Source organism: Hymenobacter crusticola (assembly GCF_002154225.1).
In the GTDB taxonomy this organism is placed as follows: Bacteria; Bacteroidota; Bacteroidia; order Cytophagales; family Hymenobacteraceae; genus Hymenobacter; species Hymenobacter crusticola.
In genome coordinates this window covers 1-15,842 of record NZ_MTSE01000014.1, presented here as the reverse complement: position 1 = coordinate 15,842, position 15,842 = coordinate 1, and the positions used below count along the sequence as shown (strand labels likewise).

The 15,842-nt window shown below is 54.9% G+C and carries 14 protein-coding genes; 6 read left to right on the top strand and 8 right to left on the bottom strand.

The window, feature by feature from the left end; genetic code table 11:
• Nucleotides 1–98 precede the first annotated feature (98 nt).
• On the bottom strand, nt 99–644 hold the full coding sequence (locus tag BXP70_RS20485) for a DUF2306 domain-containing protein (RefSeq protein ID WP_086595994.1): 546 nt from the start codon (nt 642–644) through the stop codon (nt 99–101).
• A 171-nt stretch (nt 645–815) separates the two neighbouring features.
• On the opposite strand from BXP70_RS20485, the gene BXP70_RS20480 reads away from it, so the two are divergent.
• Nucleotides 816–1,055: a hypothetical protein gene (locus tag BXP70_RS20480; protein ID WP_086595993.1), complete on the top strand. Its 240-nt coding sequence runs from the start codon at nt 816–818 to the stop codon at nt 1,053–1,055.
• Between the two features lie 108 nt (nt 1,056–1,163).
• Here the strand turns inward: BXP70_RS20480 and BXP70_RS20475 are convergent, their stop codons facing one another.
• Nucleotides 1,164–1,784, bottom strand: coding sequence for an XAC2610-related protein (locus tag BXP70_RS20475; protein ID WP_086595992.1), 621 nt, complete (start codon nt 1,782–1,784; stop codon nt 1,164–1,166).
• Nucleotides 1,785–1,790: 6 nt separating this feature from the next.
• On the bottom strand, nt 1,791–4,085 hold the full coding sequence (locus BXP70_RS20470; RefSeq protein ID WP_086595991.1) for a GH92 family glycosyl hydrolase: 2,295 nt from the start codon (nt 4,083–4,085) through the stop codon (nt 1,791–1,793).
• 255 nt (nt 4,086–4,340) lie between these two features.
• On the opposite strand from BXP70_RS20470, the gene BXP70_RS20465 reads away from it, so the two are divergent.
• Nucleotides 4,341–5,186 (top strand): phytanoyl-CoA dioxygenase family protein, encoded by an 846-nt coding sequence (locus BXP70_RS20465; protein ID WP_086595990.1) that lies wholly within the window; start codon nt 4,341–4,343, stop codon nt 5,184–5,186.
• Nucleotides 5,187–5,433: 247 nt separating this feature from the next.
• Entirely contained in the window at nt 5,434–6,435 is a 1,002-nt protein-coding gene (locus BXP70_RS20460) for a glycoside hydrolase family 43 protein (RefSeq protein WP_086595989.1), read from the top strand.
• Nucleotides 6,436–6,514: 79 nt separating this feature from the next.
• Here BXP70_RS20460 and BXP70_RS20455 read toward each other — a convergent pair whose 3' ends face one another.
• Nucleotides 6,515–7,792: an asparagine synthetase B gene (locus tag BXP70_RS20455; RefSeq protein ID WP_086595988.1), complete on the bottom strand. Its 1,278-nt coding sequence runs from the start codon at nt 7,790–7,792 to the stop codon at nt 6,515–6,517.
• A 321-nt stretch (nt 7,793–8,113) separates the two neighbouring features.
• Here BXP70_RS20455 and BXP70_RS20450 point away from each other — a divergent pair, with 321 nt between their 5' ends.
• Together BXP70_RS20450 and BXP70_RS29550 are read left to right on the top strand one after the other, a co-directional pair.
• On the top strand, nt 8,114–9,355 hold the full coding sequence (locus BXP70_RS20450) for an ABC transporter permease (protein ID WP_086595987.1): 1,242 nt from the start codon (nt 8,114–8,116) through the stop codon (nt 9,353–9,355).
• A gap of 472 nt (nt 9,356–9,827) precedes the next feature.
• Complete coding sequence (locus BXP70_RS29550) at nt 9,828–10,181, top strand: hypothetical protein (RefSeq protein WP_143436598.1); 354 nt, start codon at nt 9,828–9,830, stop codon at nt 10,179–10,181.
• A 94-nt stretch (nt 10,182–10,275) separates the two neighbouring features.
• Here the strand turns inward: BXP70_RS29550 and mtaB are convergent, their stop codons facing one another.
• The 4 genes from mtaB to BXP70_RS20425 all read right to left on the bottom strand — a co-directional run bounded on the left by mtaB (nt 10,276) and on the right by BXP70_RS20425 (nt 15,284).
• A complete protein-coding gene (mtaB, locus tag BXP70_RS20440) occupies nt 10,276–11,613 on the bottom strand; it encodes a tRNA (N(6)-L-threonylcarbamoyladenosine(37)-C(2))-methylthiotransferase MtaB (protein WP_086595985.1) in 1,338 nt (445 codons plus the stop codon).
• A gap of 375 nt (nt 11,614–11,988) precedes the next feature.
• Nucleotides 11,989–12,654, bottom strand: coding sequence for an efflux RND transporter periplasmic adaptor subunit (locus tag BXP70_RS20435; RefSeq protein ID WP_086595984.1), 666 nt, complete (start codon nt 12,652–12,654; stop codon nt 11,989–11,991).
• A 392-nt stretch (nt 12,655–13,046) separates the two neighbouring features.
• Nucleotides 13,047–13,412 (bottom strand): hypothetical protein, encoded by a 366-nt coding sequence (locus BXP70_RS20430; RefSeq protein ID WP_143436597.1) that lies wholly within the window; start codon nt 13,410–13,412, stop codon nt 13,047–13,049.
• 9 nt (nt 13,413–13,421) lie between these two features.
• Nucleotides 13,422–15,284 carry an LTA synthase family protein gene (locus BXP70_RS20425; protein ID WP_086595982.1) on the bottom strand — a complete coding sequence of 621 codons (1,863 nt, stop codon included), beginning with the start codon at nt 15,282–15,284 and terminating at the stop codon, nt 13,422–13,424.
• A gap of 290 nt (nt 15,285–15,574) precedes the next feature.
• Here BXP70_RS20425 and BXP70_RS20420 point away from each other — a divergent pair.
• Nucleotides 15,575–15,842, top strand: a 268-nt coding sequence (locus BXP70_RS20420) for a glutamine synthetase III (RefSeq protein ID WP_143436596.1), incomplete at its 3' end; no start/stop codon positions are given.

Below are 15,842 nucleotides of genomic sequence, written 5' to 3'. Positions count from 1 at the left end.
CAGTCCGTGTGATGACAATAGTAGCTAGCGCGGATTATCAAGTTTGCGTTAGGCCGTAAAGCTATAAGCCAAATAACCGCTGCGCTGACTATGCTTTGTTACGCGGCAGCGTTTATTGCTGACTTAGTTGCAAGTCGTGCGCGGGGGCTAGGTGCTTGCCACCGCTTGCGGAAGCGGGTAAATAAAAGGGCGCCCGGCAGCATCACCGTCGTCGACGACAGGCTCGCTACCTCCCAAAAGCTCATGCCCGGCCTGCGCACCAGCACTTCCGCCACCAGCGCCACGTATAGCTCCAGCACCGACAGATACATAAAGCTGTAGTGCCATTGCCGCCAGGAGTGCACAGGTTTCTTTCGCAACATCGGCACCATGCCCGCACTCAACGTAACGGAGCTCAGCAGCGCCGCTACATGAAAAATCCCAAATCCGTGAAACTGTCGGTAAATGGTAAACGAGGTGGCAAGCATCACTGCCATACTGCCTACGTAGCTGTAGCCTAGCCGCTTGTGGCGCTTGCCGCCCTTCGATAGTGCCAGCACAATGGTGCCCAGAAGCAACGAAGCTGTCGCCGCGATTAGGTGCAGCAATCCCCAATGGCTATAAACTAACTTGGGCATGCGGTACGTCTCGTCGTCGGCAGCCATTGCAGGCCGCTTGGCCGGGGCTTGCGGAAGCTAGCTGATCGGCTTTGGTAGCAAAACAGGCGGGATGCGCCATTGTTCGGCTCGCTTGGCGTAGGAAATTTCAGCCGTCGAGGTTAACCATACGACTTCAACTCACGTTATATAGCTCATTCACCATTTCCTTTGTCAATCATGGGCATCTTCGGTTCTAATAATCAACAAAGTGGTACTATGGGCGGCTTGATTTCGGGCCTGCTGCGGACTTTCACCGGTGGTAATTCCGGCAATAGCGACAATGCTAATGTTAGCAGAGGCGGTGGCTTCAACCGCAAGCTAGCTGGTGGCGCGCTGCTAGCCGCTGGTGCTGCTTACCTATACAACCGCTCCAAAAATAAAGGCGCTAATGTGCCTACCCTCAATATTAACCGCTAGGCTTCTGCTTAACGGCTAAATAAAAAGCCCCACTCATTCAGCTTAATAGCTTGATGAGTGGGGCTTTTTTGTTTTCTTAACTAGCACTAGTTAGAAATTGGGTGGTACTCAACCAGCTCTTCTAAAACGGCGTTTGACAAACTTCCATGTTTTTTTGGAAGAGTTATAGGCATATACGTTCATATTTTCTCCCAGAGCATTAGCATGCACATAATTAATGAGCCTGTGTCGCTTTGCATCTATTTCCGTTGGGAAGTACATCATTTGCTCAGTTAAGAAATTATCCAGCTTGAAAATGCTCTGATCTGTATGAATATAGTAGTTGTATTGTGGGCCACCATTGCCTCCTGAACTGTACTTTACCGCTAGATCTTCTCGGCTATCAAAATTGAAATCAGCAACAATTACATCGCCATAATCATTATCCATTGCATCATCTTCAGCATTATAGCCAGTTATGTAAGAGCGTGCTGCTTCGCAATTACTGTACACATCGTCGAATAAATATTCGGCGTCGATACATAACTGTTGAATTTGCTGGTTGGTAGTCTGGTCAATTATTTTAACTATGATAGTGGAAGCAAGCCGTAGACTATCCGCATTAGAAATTCGAGTTGCTGTTACTTGGAAGGCGTAACGTTTAGATAAGCTCGTATAGTAGCATTCTTGAGCCTTTACTTTCGATACCAGTACAATAATTAGTGTAGCTAGCAGCAAATATTTATTCATAATAGATTAAGGTTTCGCCGCCATCGTAAACGTCAGCTCGCCGCCGTTCATAATATCTTGGTGGTTCAAGAAGGGCCGCGTGAGTTTCTGGCCGTTGAGCCTAGCTTCCTTCACGTACACGTTTTTGTCGCTCTGGTTTTTGACGTTGACGCGGAAGGTTTTGCCATTCTCCAAGTTCAACGTAGCGCCGTGCACGGCGGGACTGCCGAGGGCGTACTCCGGCGAGCCAGGCGCCACAGGGTAGAAGCCGAGAGCCGAGAAGATGTACCAAGCGCTCATCTGCCCGCAGTCGTCGTTGCCACCGAGGCCGTCGGGAGTGGGGCGGTACATTTTGGGCAGTATCATGCGCACGCGGGCCTGGGTTTTCCAGGGCTGGTCGGTCCAGTTGTAGAGGTAGGCAACGTGGTGGGCGGGCTCGTTGCCGTGCACGTAGTTGCCGATGATACCGTCGCGGGTAATGTCCTCGGTTTCAGCGAAGAACTTATCGGGCAGATGCATCGTGAACAGCGAATCGAGGTGGGGCACGAAACGCTTCTGGCCACCCATGATCTGGATCAGCGCGGCGGGGTCCTGGGGCACGTAGAGGCTGTAGTTCCAGGCATTGCCCTCGATGAAGCCTTGGTCGTTGGTGCTCAACACGTCGAAGCGCGGACGGAAAGTGCCGTCGGCCATTTTGGGACGCATGAAGCCGATGCGCTGGTCGTACACGTTGCGCCAGTTCTGGGCGCGTTTGTTGAACTCTTGGTAAATGTCTTGACGACCTAGCTTCTGGGCCATCTGGGCGATGCACCAGTCGTCGTAGGCGTATTCCAGCGTTTTCGACACCGACGAACCGCTTTTGTCTTCGGGCACGTAGCCGAGCTGCACGTAGTAGCCGATGCCGTCGTAGCGGGCTTGGCGGGCGGTGGTCACACAAGCATCAAGGGCTTTGTTGGCGTCGAAGGGCGCGTTGCCTTTCATCACGGCGTCGGCAATGACGGGCACCGAGTGGTAGCCGATCATGCACCAGTTTTCGTTGGCGTAGTGGCTCCACACGGGCAGCATGCGCTCCACGCTTTGGTCGAAGTGGGCCAGCATCGACTGCACCATGTCGGCGTTGCGCTTGGGTTGCAGCACGTTAAAAAGCGGATGTAGGGCGCGGTAGGTATCCCAGAGCGAGAAGGTGGTGTAGTTGGTGAAGCCGTCGGCCTTGTGGTTGTTCTGGTCGAGGCCGCGGTACTGGCCGTCGGCGTCCATGTAGGTCGTCGGGCTCAGGAAGGCGTGGTACATGGCCGTGTAGAAGTTCTCCTTATCCACCTTCTTCGGCGACTCAATGACCACTTTGCTGAGCTCCTGCTGCCACTGCTGTTGGGCCTGGCCTTTCACCTTGTCGAAGTCCCAGCCGGGCGCTTCGGTGCGCAGATTTTGAAGGGCGCTGGCGGTACTCGTGGGCGAGAGGGCAAACTTCACTTTCAGCTTCTCGTTGGCCGTCGTCTTGAAGTTGAAGAACATCCGCAGCTGCTCGCCGGCTAGGTCGGGGAAGTTCTTGGTCTGGTCGAACTTGCCCCAGAAGCCACGGTACACCTGCCGCTTGGCGAAGTTGCGGCTGCCGTAGTCGGTGAACGGCTTCGAAAACGTCATGGCGAAGTACACCGTGCGGGTGCGCGCCCAGCCGTTGGTTTGGCGGTAGCCGGTCACGAGCGTGTCGTTCTCTACCCGCACGAAGGTCCACACGTTCTTATCGGGGTAGTTGTAGATGCCCGCCATCAAATCCAGAATCAGGTGCGCCTGGTCCGACTGCGGGAAGGTGTACTGGTGCATGCCCACCCGGTTGGTAGCGGTCAGCTCGGCCAGGATGTTGTGGTCGTCGAGCTTCACGCGGTAGTAACCGGGCTCGGCCACCTCGGTGGCGTGGGAGAAGGTGGAGCGGAAGCCGCTCTGGGGCTTGTCGGCCGTGCCAGGGTTGAGTTGGAGCGGGCCCGTGGTGGGCATGATCAGGAAGTCTCCTAGGTCAGAGTGGCCCGTGCCGCTGAAGTGCGTGTGGCTGAAGCCAACGATGGTCTTGTCGCTGTACTGGTAGCCCGCGCAGTACTTGTACATGTCGGGGTTGTACTTGCCGTTCAGCTCGTAGCTGAGCGTGTCGGTATCGGGCGAGAGCTGCACCATGCCGAAGGGCACCGTGGCCCCCGGAAACGTGTGCCCCATCTTCGCCGTCCCGACAATGGGGTGGGCGTACTGGACGAGGTTTTCGGCAGGTTTGGATTTCTGGGCTAGGCTAGGTAAGGAGGCGAGGAGTAGGGCGGCAAGCGAAAGTTGTTTCATCAGCTTCGGTAGGGGTTGAAGCTGGAAAGGTAGGAAGCTGGGCGGAAAGGATGGTACTTTTTATGGCCGTTTGTGGGCCAAGTGACTGCAAGGGCATCTACCGCCCTGCGCATCACCAAAGGCCATAATAATTACTTCACCTACCCGCCACAACATTCGTTAGAAAGCAGAAGTCAACCGAGCTTGCACTGACTCTGGGCTAGGGTGAAGCAAAGTTAGGTTGTATAGCAAGTGCTAATCTAAAAGGATAGGATCATGGAAACAGTGGAAGCAAACCCCATTACGCGACCAACCTACGACGTTGCCCAGATTATGGGTGGGCTCTACGGCGACGGCATCATCGGCTTGAAAGGCGCCTTTAGCCGCGAGTGGGCGCAGCAGCTCGGCGAGGATATTACTCGCTTATACGAAGAAGCCCTAAAGCGCCCCGGCGGCGCCCTAGGTCGGGGCCCTAAGCGGCACTACGTCGAGATTCACCCTGAAGACATTCGTGGCTTTGTGGACCTCGCTACCCACCCCTGGGTAATAGCCGTGTGCGAGGCCGTGCTCGGACCAGAGTACAAAATCGTGGAAATTGGCTTCGATGTGCCCAATCCTGGCGCCGTGAACCAGCCTTGGCACCGCGACTTCCCGGCCCCCGACGACACCATCGTCGGGCGGCGGCTTAACTCCTTGGCCTTCAACCTTACCACGATAGATGTGACCGAGGATATGGGGCCCTTTGAAGTAGCGCCCGGCACCCAGTGGGATCTGCCCATCGGCTTCCAGTATGGCATGTTCCCGCCAAAGTCGAACAGCCCGCGCTACGAACAACGGGCCCAGCGCAAGATGCCTCAGTTAGGCGACATCTCCGCTCGTTCGGCCCTGACCATTCACCGTGGCACGGCCAACTATTCCGACAAACCTAGGCCGGCGCTAGTGCTCGGGGTAGATGCCCCCACCGCTAACAACGCCGAGCGCCACGATCTGCAAATCACGCGAGCCTTCTACGAAACGCTGCCCGAAAACTTGACGCAGCACCTCACGTGTCGCTTGGTTGATGAGCTAGAGCCCATCGTGCAAGGGCACACTATTGAGGGCCTGATGATGGGAGAGGCGTAGCAGTTGCCAGCGCGTTAGGCTGACGCAGAAAGCTATTCGCCTTCAAAGCAATAGAAGTTCATTAGGGCAATGATTGCGTGCGAATGACTTTCTGCGTCAGTATAATGTTCTTTCTAATCAATAAAGAAGAAATCAACCTAGGTTTTCCTCCAACTACCAGAAAGCGACTTCGCACAGGCTAGGTACAAATCATTGTTTTCTACCCGTCTTCCAGCCCTGGCTTCCGTTGCTGAATCAGTAAACAAGCATGCACATTCCCGACGACCACATCTACCAGGAAGCGCAACTAGCGCCTATGACGGTGGCGGAAATAAATGAACTAACCCAGCGAGCCCGCGCGCTGTCACCCAGCGGCGACCAAACGCACGTGCTAGTGCCCGATGGGGAAGATCCTTGGGTTATTTCCCACGAAGGACAGTTGTATTACTGCACCGTCGATCGGCTGAAGCAGAAGATAATGGTCGGCAAGTTTGCCAGCTTGGCCGAAATGGCTTCGGCCGAACTTGTGCAAGTTTGGCCAGGAACGCAGGGCACTACACCCGATTTTGTGGAAATATGGGCGCCGGAGTTGCAGCTAATTAACGGTCAGTGGTACGTCTACTTTGCGCTCTACAATGCCAAAAATGGCGAAGAGCGACTCTACACGTTGCAAGGCACCTCCGCCGATCCACTGGGTGAATACGAATTTAAAGGCAAACTCGAAATCCCGACTGACCGCTGGGCCATCGACGGTACCGTGCTACCCATGGACGACGGACAGCTGTATTTTCTGTGGTCGGGGTGGGAAAGATTCACTAACACCAGCCAAAATATCTACATCGCCCGCATGAGCAACCCGTGGACCATTGCTTCTGACCGGGTGTGTATTTCGAGGCCAGAATACAACTGGGAAAAGCACGGCTACCCACACGTAAATGAGGGGCCGCAAGTGCTGACACGCAATGGCCGCATCTTCATTATCTATTCCGCCAGCGGCAGCTGGACCGATGACTATTGCCTAGGCCAGCTCACCTACCTAGGTGGCGACGCGCTCGACCCGGCCTCGTGGCGTAAAGAACCACAACCGGTATTCTCGAAAACCGATACCATCTTCGGTCCTGGTCACGCCTCTTTCGTGCAGATTGAGGAGCAGGATTATATCATTTACCACGCTGCCCGCAGCAGCAAAGCCGGTTGGGCGCGGCAAATTAGAGTGAAGCCTTTCACCTGGAATGAGGACGGCTCACCGAATTTTGGCGAGCCGTGCTAAACAGGATAATGATTCAGCGAAATGCATGGTCATCGGTACTAAGCTCGACCATTGTTTTGCTGACGCTAAAGGTCTTGGCCTAGGTCTTCTGCTTCTTTTTCTTCGCCGCGGGGAAGAGGATGTTATTCAAAATCAGGCGGTAACCCGGCGAGTTGGGGTGCAGCGACAAGTCCGTGGGTTCTTCCTCTACCAAGTGCTGGTAGTCTTCGGGGTCGTGGCCACCGTAGAACGTCCAGGTGCCTTTGCCGAGGGTGCCATGCATGTAGCGTACTTCGCCAGAGGCTTTGTTTTCACCCATCACCACCACATCGGGCTTGATGAGGCTCTTGCGGAACGCCGTGGTTTGACCCATGAAGCCCTTGATGGTTTTCTCGTGGTCTTGGGTGAGCATGGTGGGCACCGGGTCGTACTTGGCCGAGAAGGTGAAGAGCTGGAAGTAGTCGTTGTCCTCGTACACGCCGCGCTCGAAGGGCTGCATATCAATATTGGAGTACTCGTACTGAATCGGGTTGCGCTCCAGCGTAAAGTCTTTGAAAGCTAGGGTACGGTTGAAGTTCAGTTTGCTTTGCGCGGCGGGGTCGGCGGGGTCGCCGTCGTACATGCTTTCCACCATATCGATACCTAGGCCGGCCAAGGCAATATCATACGAGTCGGTGGCTGAGCACATGGCAAACATGAAGCCCCCGCCCGCGATGAACTCCTGCATCTTGGTAGCTACGGCGCCCTTCATCACGCTCACCTTCGAAAAGCCGTTGCGCTTGGCCGTTGCTTCTGAGTCGCGCTGCTGCTGCTGGTACCAGGGGCGGTTGCGGTAGCTAGCGAAGAACTTTCCATACTGACCCGTAAAATCCTCGTGGTGCAGGTGCAGCCAGTCGTACTTAGGTAGGTCGCCGTGCAGTACTTCGTCGTCGTAGATCTGGGTGTAGGGAATTTCGGCGTAGGTCAGGACCATCGTCACGGCGTCGTCCCAGGGCTGCTTGCCTTTGGGCGTGTACACCGCAATTTTGGGCACCTTCTCCAACTTCATCACGTCCATGTTGGCGTTCGGGTCGGCAATTTCCTGGAGGATGCTGTTGTATTGCGCGTCGCTAATGACCTGGTAGGTTACGCCGCGCACCGCTAGCTCGTTTTCGGCGCCAGCAGCGCTAGGGAAGGCAAAAGCGCCCCCTCGGTAATTCAGCAGCCAATCAACTTCTACCTGTTTGCCGAGCAGCCAGTAGGTTGCGCCGTAGGCTTTCAGGTGTTCTTTCTGGGTTTCGTCCATTGGAATCAGGACGTGGTTGGCCCAGGCCGCAAGAGGTACGCTCAACCAAGCAGCCAGGAGCAGGAATAAAGACAAGATTCGCTTCAACACCATCACGTTCGGCTAGAGGAAAGGAAGGGGAAATAAAGGTAAGATACGAAAGAGTGCAGACGGCAGGGAATAGGGGCTGATAATTTGTTCGCTGAAAAAAGAAGGTAGGCCGGCATCAGAAGTACCGTGCGTGTACTCATTGCAACGTCATGCCGACCAGTAGGAGGCATAACGCGTGCGCACGCAATTCCTCTACTAATACTAAGCTCGGAATAACGTTCTGCCGTCAGCATGATGATACAACCAACTCCTTAGGTTTTCACGTCTATCACCGTCCAGAGTTCAGCTGAAACCCTTTACCTTGCACGAGTAGCTACTACCACTATGCATCTGTTAGAAAACATCAAGGAAGCTTTCCGTTCCATTGGTAGCAATCTGCTCCGCACGATCCTGACGGCGCTCATTGTCAGCATCGGAATTATGGCGCTAGTGGGTATTCTCACGGCCATCGATACGATGAAGTACAAGCTGAATTCCACCTTTGCCACCTTAGGGGCCAACTCGTTCGAGATGCGCGCCAAGGGCTACAACAACGGCCGGCGACGGCAGGGAGTAATCGAGAAAACGTACCCGGCCATCACGTACTTGCAAGCCAAGCAGTACAAACAGCAAATTGGCGATGAGGCTACCGTGGGCCTGTCTGCCCAGGTAACGGGCGCCGCCGAGGTGAAGGCCAACGGGCAAAAAACCAACCCGAACACCCAAGTAGTAGCCGGGGATGAAAACTACCTTCAAATTCAAAGCTATAACCTGTCGGCCGGGCGCACATTCTCCCAAGCCGAACTTGATAACGGTGCCAACGTCGCCATCATTGGCTTGGAGCTGAAAGACAAGTTGTTTGCCAACGAGAATCCCATGGGCAAGTACATCTACCTGCTCGGGCGGCGCTTTACCGTGGTCGGACAGCTCGAGAAAAGCGGTAGTGACCTAGGCGGCGGTGGCGCCGACCGTCTCGTGCTCATCCCGCTCGAAACCGGCAACCAGTTGCCTCGGCAGCGCGCCCTCACGTTCAACGTAAAAACGGCCGTCACCCAGGCCGAAAACCTAGCCTACGTAACCGGCCAGGCCACCGGCATTATGCGCGCCGTGCGCCACGACCCTCTGGGGCAGGAAGATTCCTTCGAGGTTGATAGCAGCGAGTCGCTTACCGGCAAGCTCGACTCCATGACCAGCACCTTGCGCTCGGGCGGCTTCCTGGTGGGCTTTATTACGCTGCTCGGGGCTAGCATTGCCCTCATGAACATCATGATGGTGTCTGTTACAGAGCGCACCCGCGAAATCGGCATTCGCAAAGCCCTCGGCGCAACGGCCGTGCAAATTCGCCAGCAGTTCCTCATCGAGGCTATTGTCATCTGCGTGCTCGGCGGGGTACTCGGCATTGTGCTCGGCGTGGCCATGGGCAATTCTATTGCGCTGCTTATTCCGGGGGGCGGTACCTTCTTCGTGCCGTGGCTCTGGATGATCCTCGGCCTGATCATCTGCGTGACGGTAGGGCTAGCTTCGGGGTATTATCCCGCCAGCAAAGCCTCGCGTCTTGATCCCATTGAGTCGCTGCGCTATGAGTAGGAGGGAAGAACCAACCCACGGCATAAGGCCACGCTCGCGCCCGACCTAGGTCATAACTGCGAAGCACACAACAAGCCCCGGCAAGACGACATCAGTACAATGAGGTTGCTTTGCTGGGGCTTGGTGCTTTCAGGGAACTCAAAATGAGTAAGGTGGATTAAACAAATGAGTATATATTTGCGTTGAAAAGCGATACACTCATTTGTTTATGATAATGGCAACGCAAACAGTAGGGCAGCGTATTAGTCTGTTGGTATCCCATCTGGGTATATCAAAAAATGCTTTTGCTGCGTCGCTTGACAAGACCGCAACCGTTATTCAACATCTTGTTGACGAGCGCAATAAGCCAGGGTTTGATCTTTTGTGTAAGATCTTTGAGGTGTACCCAAATGTATCAAAAGACTGGCTAATGCAAGGCAGCGGTTCTATGCTCATAGGGACAGAGCCTAGTGAGCCAGAACCAGCAGAAGCAGTGCCTATAACAGCATCAGTTGCTGCTGAGGAAAGACCGGCCGCTCCTGCACCAGCGCCCCCCCAACCAGTAGTTGCGCCCGCCGCCCCCGCGCCAAGCGTGGCTTCCTTTGAAAACGTAGCTCCTCCAGCCGCGCCGACACCAGTTGCTCCAAGTGTTGCAACGGCGCCCACACTGCCAGCGCCAACCCCTGCCCCGGTAGCTGACCCGACGGCTAGCCTACAAGCGGCCCTTTATGCCCAACAACTCTCGCATCAGCTGGCTTTAGCCGAAATGCGCAACCAGCATCTGCAGGAACAACAGCGCATGATGCAGCAGATGATGGAAATGATGCAGCGGCAACTGAGTCGGTAACACCATTGGTTATGCTATCAAACAGGCTGTAACACCAAGCGGCCCGTAGCACTCCTGCTACGGGCCGCTTGGTGTTACAGCCTGTTTGATAGGCTCAGTGCTGAAACACTTCGATACCTAGCTCCTCGGCTTCCATGTGTCCTTGCGCATTAACATTCGTCAGGCGCAGACGCTTCCGCTCACCCACGAGCAGCGGGTCGTACTTGGCCGTCACGCGGATGTAGTTGGGCGTGAAGCCTTCCATTTGGCCGTTGGTCACGTCGTCTTCGAAGAGCACTTCAGTTTCCAGACCTAGGTGCTGCTCGTAGAAGTAGCGCTTTTTCTTTTCCGACAACGAGCGCAGCATCGTGGTGCGACGGTGCCGCTCGCCGTCGTGCACGCGGCCCGGGAGATTAGGTGCTAAAGTGTTGGCGCGCTCCGAGTACGGAAACACATGAAAGTAGCTTATATCTAGCTCGTTGAGGAAGTAGTAAGTTTCCAGAAAATCTTCCTCAGTTTCGCCGGGAAAGCCCACAATCACGTCCACGCCGATGCAGGCGTGCGGCATTACCTCCTTGATGAGCGCCACGCGGCTAGCGTAGAGCGCCCGGCGGTAGCGGCGGCGCATCAGCCCGAGAATCTTGTCTGAGCCGCTTTGCAGTGGAATATGGAAGTGCGGCATGAAACGCTGAGAGCCCGCCACGAAGCGAATAATCTCGTCGGTAAGCAGGTTGGGCTCGCAGGAGGAGATGCGGAAGCGGTTGATGCCCTCTACCTCATCCAGCGCGCGCACCAAGTCACCGAAATCTTCGCGCCGCTCCCGGTCAGGGCCTTGCAGCCCAAAGTCGCCGAGGTTGACACCCGTTAGCACAATTTCCTGCACGCCCGTACCAGCGAGCTTTTGCACACGCTCTACTACGCTCTGCACACTATCGGAGCGGCTTTTGCCGCGGGCCAACGGAATGGTGCAGAAGGAGCACGAGTAATCACAGCCGTCCTGCACTTTCAGAAACGTGCGGGTCCGGTCGCCGAACGAATGCGCCGCGTGGAACTCCGTGGCTTCGCTGATAGGACTGGCATACACCTGGCCTTTGCCGCCGGCGGGCTTCTCAAATCCGGCCAGAATATCCACTAGCTGAAACTTCTCGGCGGCCCCTAGCACGGCGTGCACCCCCGGAATCTCTGCAATTTCCTGGGGCTTAAGCTGGGCATAGCAACCCACAATCGTCACGAAGGCGTCGGGGTTGTGCTTCAGCGCTTCCTTCACCACCTTGCGGCACTTGCGGTCGGCATGGTCGGTGACGGAGCACGTATTAATGACGTAAATATCAGCGGCCTCCTCGAAGGCTACTTTCTGGAAGCCGCGCTCCTCAAACTGTCGCCCGATGGCCGACGTTTCCGAGAAATTGAGCTTGCAGCCCAGCGTGTAAAAAGCAACTTTTCTGGTGTTCATAAGAGTATCATGCCTCAAAACCTTTTCTGAGCTTATGTAATCGGTTTTGAAACGCAAATCGGTCCTAGCTTTCGGCGAATCGGTGCAGACTTCATTGTCGGTATTGTAGTCTGGCACCCTGCCGTAGCATGTCCCGTACTTGCTTTGTTCTTCGTCCCGCTGACGCACTAAACAAGCGCCCCACGACGATTTGAAATAGCGACAAAGGTAACGATTTTACGAAAGCCAATAGGAGGCTGCGCTACCATACGAGAGAACTAACGGCAGCTAGTTGCTCCCAAACGACGCCCACCTCAACACAACCATCCGCAAAATGGTGTCTCCTGAAAAAGCAGCTTCGGCAAATTGTGCAAGTATTAGAATGAAGCCAACGCCTTAGAAGCTGGTTGCTATCTTTTTTGAGACTTTAAGAACTGGCCCAGCGGCACTCGTAATGAACAGAGCGGAACCGGGGCGGGCGCCGGCCAGGGGCTTGGCTAAGTGCACCCTCAAGGTGGCAGGTGCCTTTGCCGGGAAGTCAAGCTGCGCAACTTTGCCCGGCACCGTAGCGGAGGAACTAGTGGCTAGCTGAACGTAGAGGTTATCATGAGCGTGGAAGTGGGATACTGATGCAGGGGAGCTAGGTTTGAGGCGTACATGCAGTTGCGTTGGGTCGGCAAGCGTAAGGATGGGTTTGGCGACGGGCCACAGCTCCCGTATGCGCGCATAAAAGTGAGTGATGACCCCATCTTTGGGTGCGCTAACGTATTCCTGCCCGTTGGCGGCCCGGACCCACAGCTTAACTAATACCTGTCCTTTGTGCACAAATTGGCCCTCGTAGAAATAGGTTTCGAGGACAATGCCGGTCACGGGTGCCATTACTGGGGTGGAAACAAAGCCGATGAGTTCACCCGCCAGAACCGGCCCAGCTAGGTCCTGGTGAGAAGGTATAACGGAAGTTGCTTTTGCCGTGGATAGGGGTTCCTGCACTGGTAACCACAGTGGAAAGGCGGTACCAACAACCAGGAAAAGAAAAAAAGAGAGAGTAGCCAAGAGTTTCATGCGAGAAGGCAGATTCAGTAATATCCTCCTGCCGCAGTGCGGCAGGGCAGAGGTGCGCGGCGCCCGAGTGACTGCCGCGGCAAGACTTGCTGAATACTGTGACGTTCTACCTTGAAAGAAACTTTATTGCGCGCCAAAAAAAAGCTAGGATAACGCGTAAGTAGGCCCGCTGTTGCGCCACAACTATGTCGTAGCTCTCATAAAGCGCAGCTATGTTTTGCGGCCGGAGAGAAAGGTTTGGCAGCAAGAAGACTCGGTTTTCGGCACGAGGAATGGAATAAGGCTGTGCCGGCGTGAAAACGCAAGTGGTCTAGTTGTAACGTCCGTCGATGCTTCCTCCGCTGGAGCAGCACAGTTTGAGCATACTGGTGCGCTTAAACGCGTGTAGCTAATTATGCGAGGGTGGACAGACGGGTCCGGATAAGCTGCATCAAAGAAGCTAGGTTGGCCTGATCAAATTCCTCTTTTGACACGAGCAACTGCCACTCGCCAGTGGTATTTTGCCCAAAGGCCGCTGGGAGTGGCTGCTGGCGCAGGGTTGGGAACTCCCGGATAAACTCCGGGCGGTGCAGGAACCGGCAGGGCAACCCTAGCTCTTGCACAAACTGCTTCCACTCCGAGCGCATGTGCACCGCGCCGTACGTCAGACGGCACAGCGAACAGGCGTAAGTTTGGGGAGAGAGGGTCTTGTGCAGGGTGTCCAGCAGCCCCTGTAGCGCACCCGCTTCCGCATTATAAACAAAGAGCAATTGCGGCATCAGAAGCAATTATTTGTGCAAAAAGTCGGCGTAGGAGGCTTGCTCGTATGCCTGCCCTTTTACTAGTTGGGTGTCGGGCACGCTGTCGGGGGCCTTCCACATCATCTGGCGGGCCACGTTGTCGAAGGTAACGGTGCCGGCCGGCGTGACCATGCCAAACCCATTATTAAAGCAATAAAAGGCAAATGGATTGGCAGTAGCCTGCAAAAGATTGCGGCTCCAAACATACTCTTTTGCGGGAAGCTGAAGCTGGGCGAGTAGCGTGGCCGCTAGGTCCGTTTGCGCACCAAATGCCGGAACAACGCGTCCGCGTACTTCCGGGCGCAGTGCGCCACCTGCCAATAGTAAGGGAATGTGAAACTTGCTAGGGTTCTCGTTGGAATCGTTGTTAGGTAACGGGTGACCGTGGTCTGCCACCAGCACAACTAACGTATTATCCCACCAGGGCTGGGTGCGCGCTGCTCGTAGAAAGCGGCCCAGGGCCCAATCGGTGTAGTACACAGAGTTGCGAAAATGAGCTGCTTCGTCCGTCCCGGGAAACTTGGCCGGGATTGGAATATCAAATGGCTCGTGGCTGCTCAGCGTGAAGGCCGTAACAAAAAATGGTTGCCGCTGGCTAGGTAAGTCCTTGAGCATGCGGTCGAACAGAATGTGGTCGTGGGCACCCCACTTAGAGTTCTGTTGCGCCGGGGTAAAGTCGGCGCGCTCCGTAAAACGCTCGTAGCCAGCCGTTACGAGGTAGCTTTTCATATTGGCAAAAGCTAGCTCGCCACCATAATAGTAGTGGGAGCTATATCCCACTGTCTTCAGCGACTGACACAAGTGCGGAAGGTGTTCAGTTTTGCGCGGATACTTGATAATGCTGGTGGTGGGCTGATTGGGGTAGCCGCTCAGCAAGGATACTAACCCCTTTTGGCTACGGTCGCCGCTGGCGTAAAAGTTAGTGAACAGTACCCCCGTGCGCGCCAAACTATCTAGGGTAGGTGTCACGCCTACTTCTCCTCCCACGCTACCTACCAGCTTCGCAGTAAAGCTCTCTAGGATAATAAATAGTACATTGGGCCGCGGCTGCCGCAGCAAGCGTGCGCTGGCCGTGTCAGGTGCCGACGTCTCGGTGGCAAAAAGGTGGCTCACGGTTCGGCTCGCCGTGCTATCAGCCATAAACTGGTACGGATTAGGCCCTCCGTTTTGCAGGAATAAGGAGTTTGCTACGTTCCAGGGCACATTAATAGCCGCGTGGTTGGCGTAAGGCTGACTGGAAAAGTAAACGTCACTCTGATTGACTGGAATTTGCTGCACGCCCCCCCGCAGGGGTACTACTAGCAAGATCATTTCCAAAACCCCCACCAAAGCGGCCCGCCCACGGCCGAACTTCAGGGGCAAGGCCGGCAAGCGACCTACTACCTTTTGGTAGAGTGCCCAACCGAATAGCAACAGTCCCAAAAACAGCGATACTAGTAAGACAACCGGTGCATTACCCGCCGAAGCGGCCATTTCAGCGGGCGAAGCTAGGTATTGCAGCGGCGTGGCATCTAGCCGAAAGCCCCAAGCGCGATAAAGCTCCAAGTCGGTGACGGTGAGCAGCGCTACGAGCAGAACGGCCACGGCCGTGTACAAACGGATAAGCCGGTCAGTGGGAAAACGCGCGCCAGCTAGGCTGCCTACGACAAACAGCAAGTAAGCGGGCAGACATACATAGGCGGTACTGGAGGCATCAAGGCGCAGACCATAAACAAAGATGCGTGCTATGGTCCTGGCCGACAACGCAGCCGTGGGAGCCGCGTGATAAACTAGGAATAAAGCTTTCGCAGCTAAAAATAAGGCCAGCCAAAACAGAAAATACAGCGGCTGGAACGCAAAGCGGTTTCTCACGAGGCAAAGGTAGGGCGAAAGTGACGCCCAACCTTTGCTTGAGGTTGCGTTGCTTTAGGAATAAAAAAGCAAGAGTAATAAGTATGAAATAAGACTGCGACGATGTAGTTATTTTTCGGGCAAAATCAGAAAATAGCTAGCGTTTAATCAGATACTAGCTTGCTATTTGGGGTAGATGCGTCATAAAGAGGTGGATTTTCACAAAAAGTGGCCATTTTTTCGAGGAGCTTTGGAAAAACGGTTTGTTCTCTTCTATTTTGCTTGCACTAAGTAATACCTAAACGTTCTTCATGTCTATTCTGCGCTTTAAAGCTCTTGAATTAGTTGACCGACGCGAACCAGTATCGGTACCCACCACTACTGAGCGTCGCTCGGATAGTTTTGGTAAAAATGTATTCAACCTGGAGGCCATGCGGGCCACCATGCCAGGGGAATACTTCAAAAAGTTGCAAGCTGCAATTAAGCAGGGCACGCCGGTGGAGCGGTCAGTAGCCGACGCGGTGGCTTCGGCCATGAAGACGTGGGCCATGGCTAAAGGCGCCACCCACTACACCCACT

Coding starts and splice junctions, on each gene's coding strand:
- BXP70_RS20460 (WP_086595989.1), top strand. CDS start 5,434: ATGCACATTCCCGACGACCACATCTACCAGGAAGCGCAACTAGCGCCT.
- BXP70_RS20450 (WP_086595987.1), top strand. CDS start 8,114: ATGCATCTGTTAGAAAACATCAAGGAAGCTTTCCGTTCCATTGGTAGC.
- BXP70_RS20485 (WP_086595994.1), bottom strand. CDS start 644: ATGGCTGCCGACGACGAGACGTACCGCATGCCCAAGTTAGTTTATAGC.
- BXP70_RS20470 (WP_086595991.1), bottom strand. CDS start 4,085: ATGAAACAACTTTCGCTTGCCGCCCTACTCCTCGCCTCCTTACCTAGC.
- BXP70_RS20465 (WP_086595990.1), top strand. CDS start 4,341: ATGGAAACAGTGGAAGCAAACCCCATTACGCGACCAACCTACGACGTT.
- BXP70_RS20475 (WP_086595992.1), bottom strand. CDS start 1,784: ATGAATAAATATTTGCTGCTAGCTACACTAATTATTGTACTGGTATCG.
- BXP70_RS20455 (WP_086595988.1), bottom strand. CDS start 7,792: ATGGTGTTGAAGCGAATCTTGTCTTTATTCCTGCTCCTGGCTGCTTGG.
- mtaB (WP_086595985.1), bottom strand. CDS start 11,613: ATGAACACCAGAAAAGTTGCTTTTTACACGCTGGGCTGCAAGCTCAAT.
- BXP70_RS20435 (WP_086595984.1), bottom strand. CDS start 12,654: ATGAAACTCTTGGCTACTCTCTCTTTTTTTCTTTTCCTGGTTGTTGGT.
- BXP70_RS20480 (WP_086595993.1), top strand. CDS start 816: ATGGGCATCTTCGGTTCTAATAATCAACAAAGTGGTACTATGGGCGGC.
- BXP70_RS20430 (WP_143436597.1), bottom strand. CDS start 13,412: ATGCCGCAATTGCTCTTTGTTTATAATGCGGAAGCGGGTGCGCTACAG.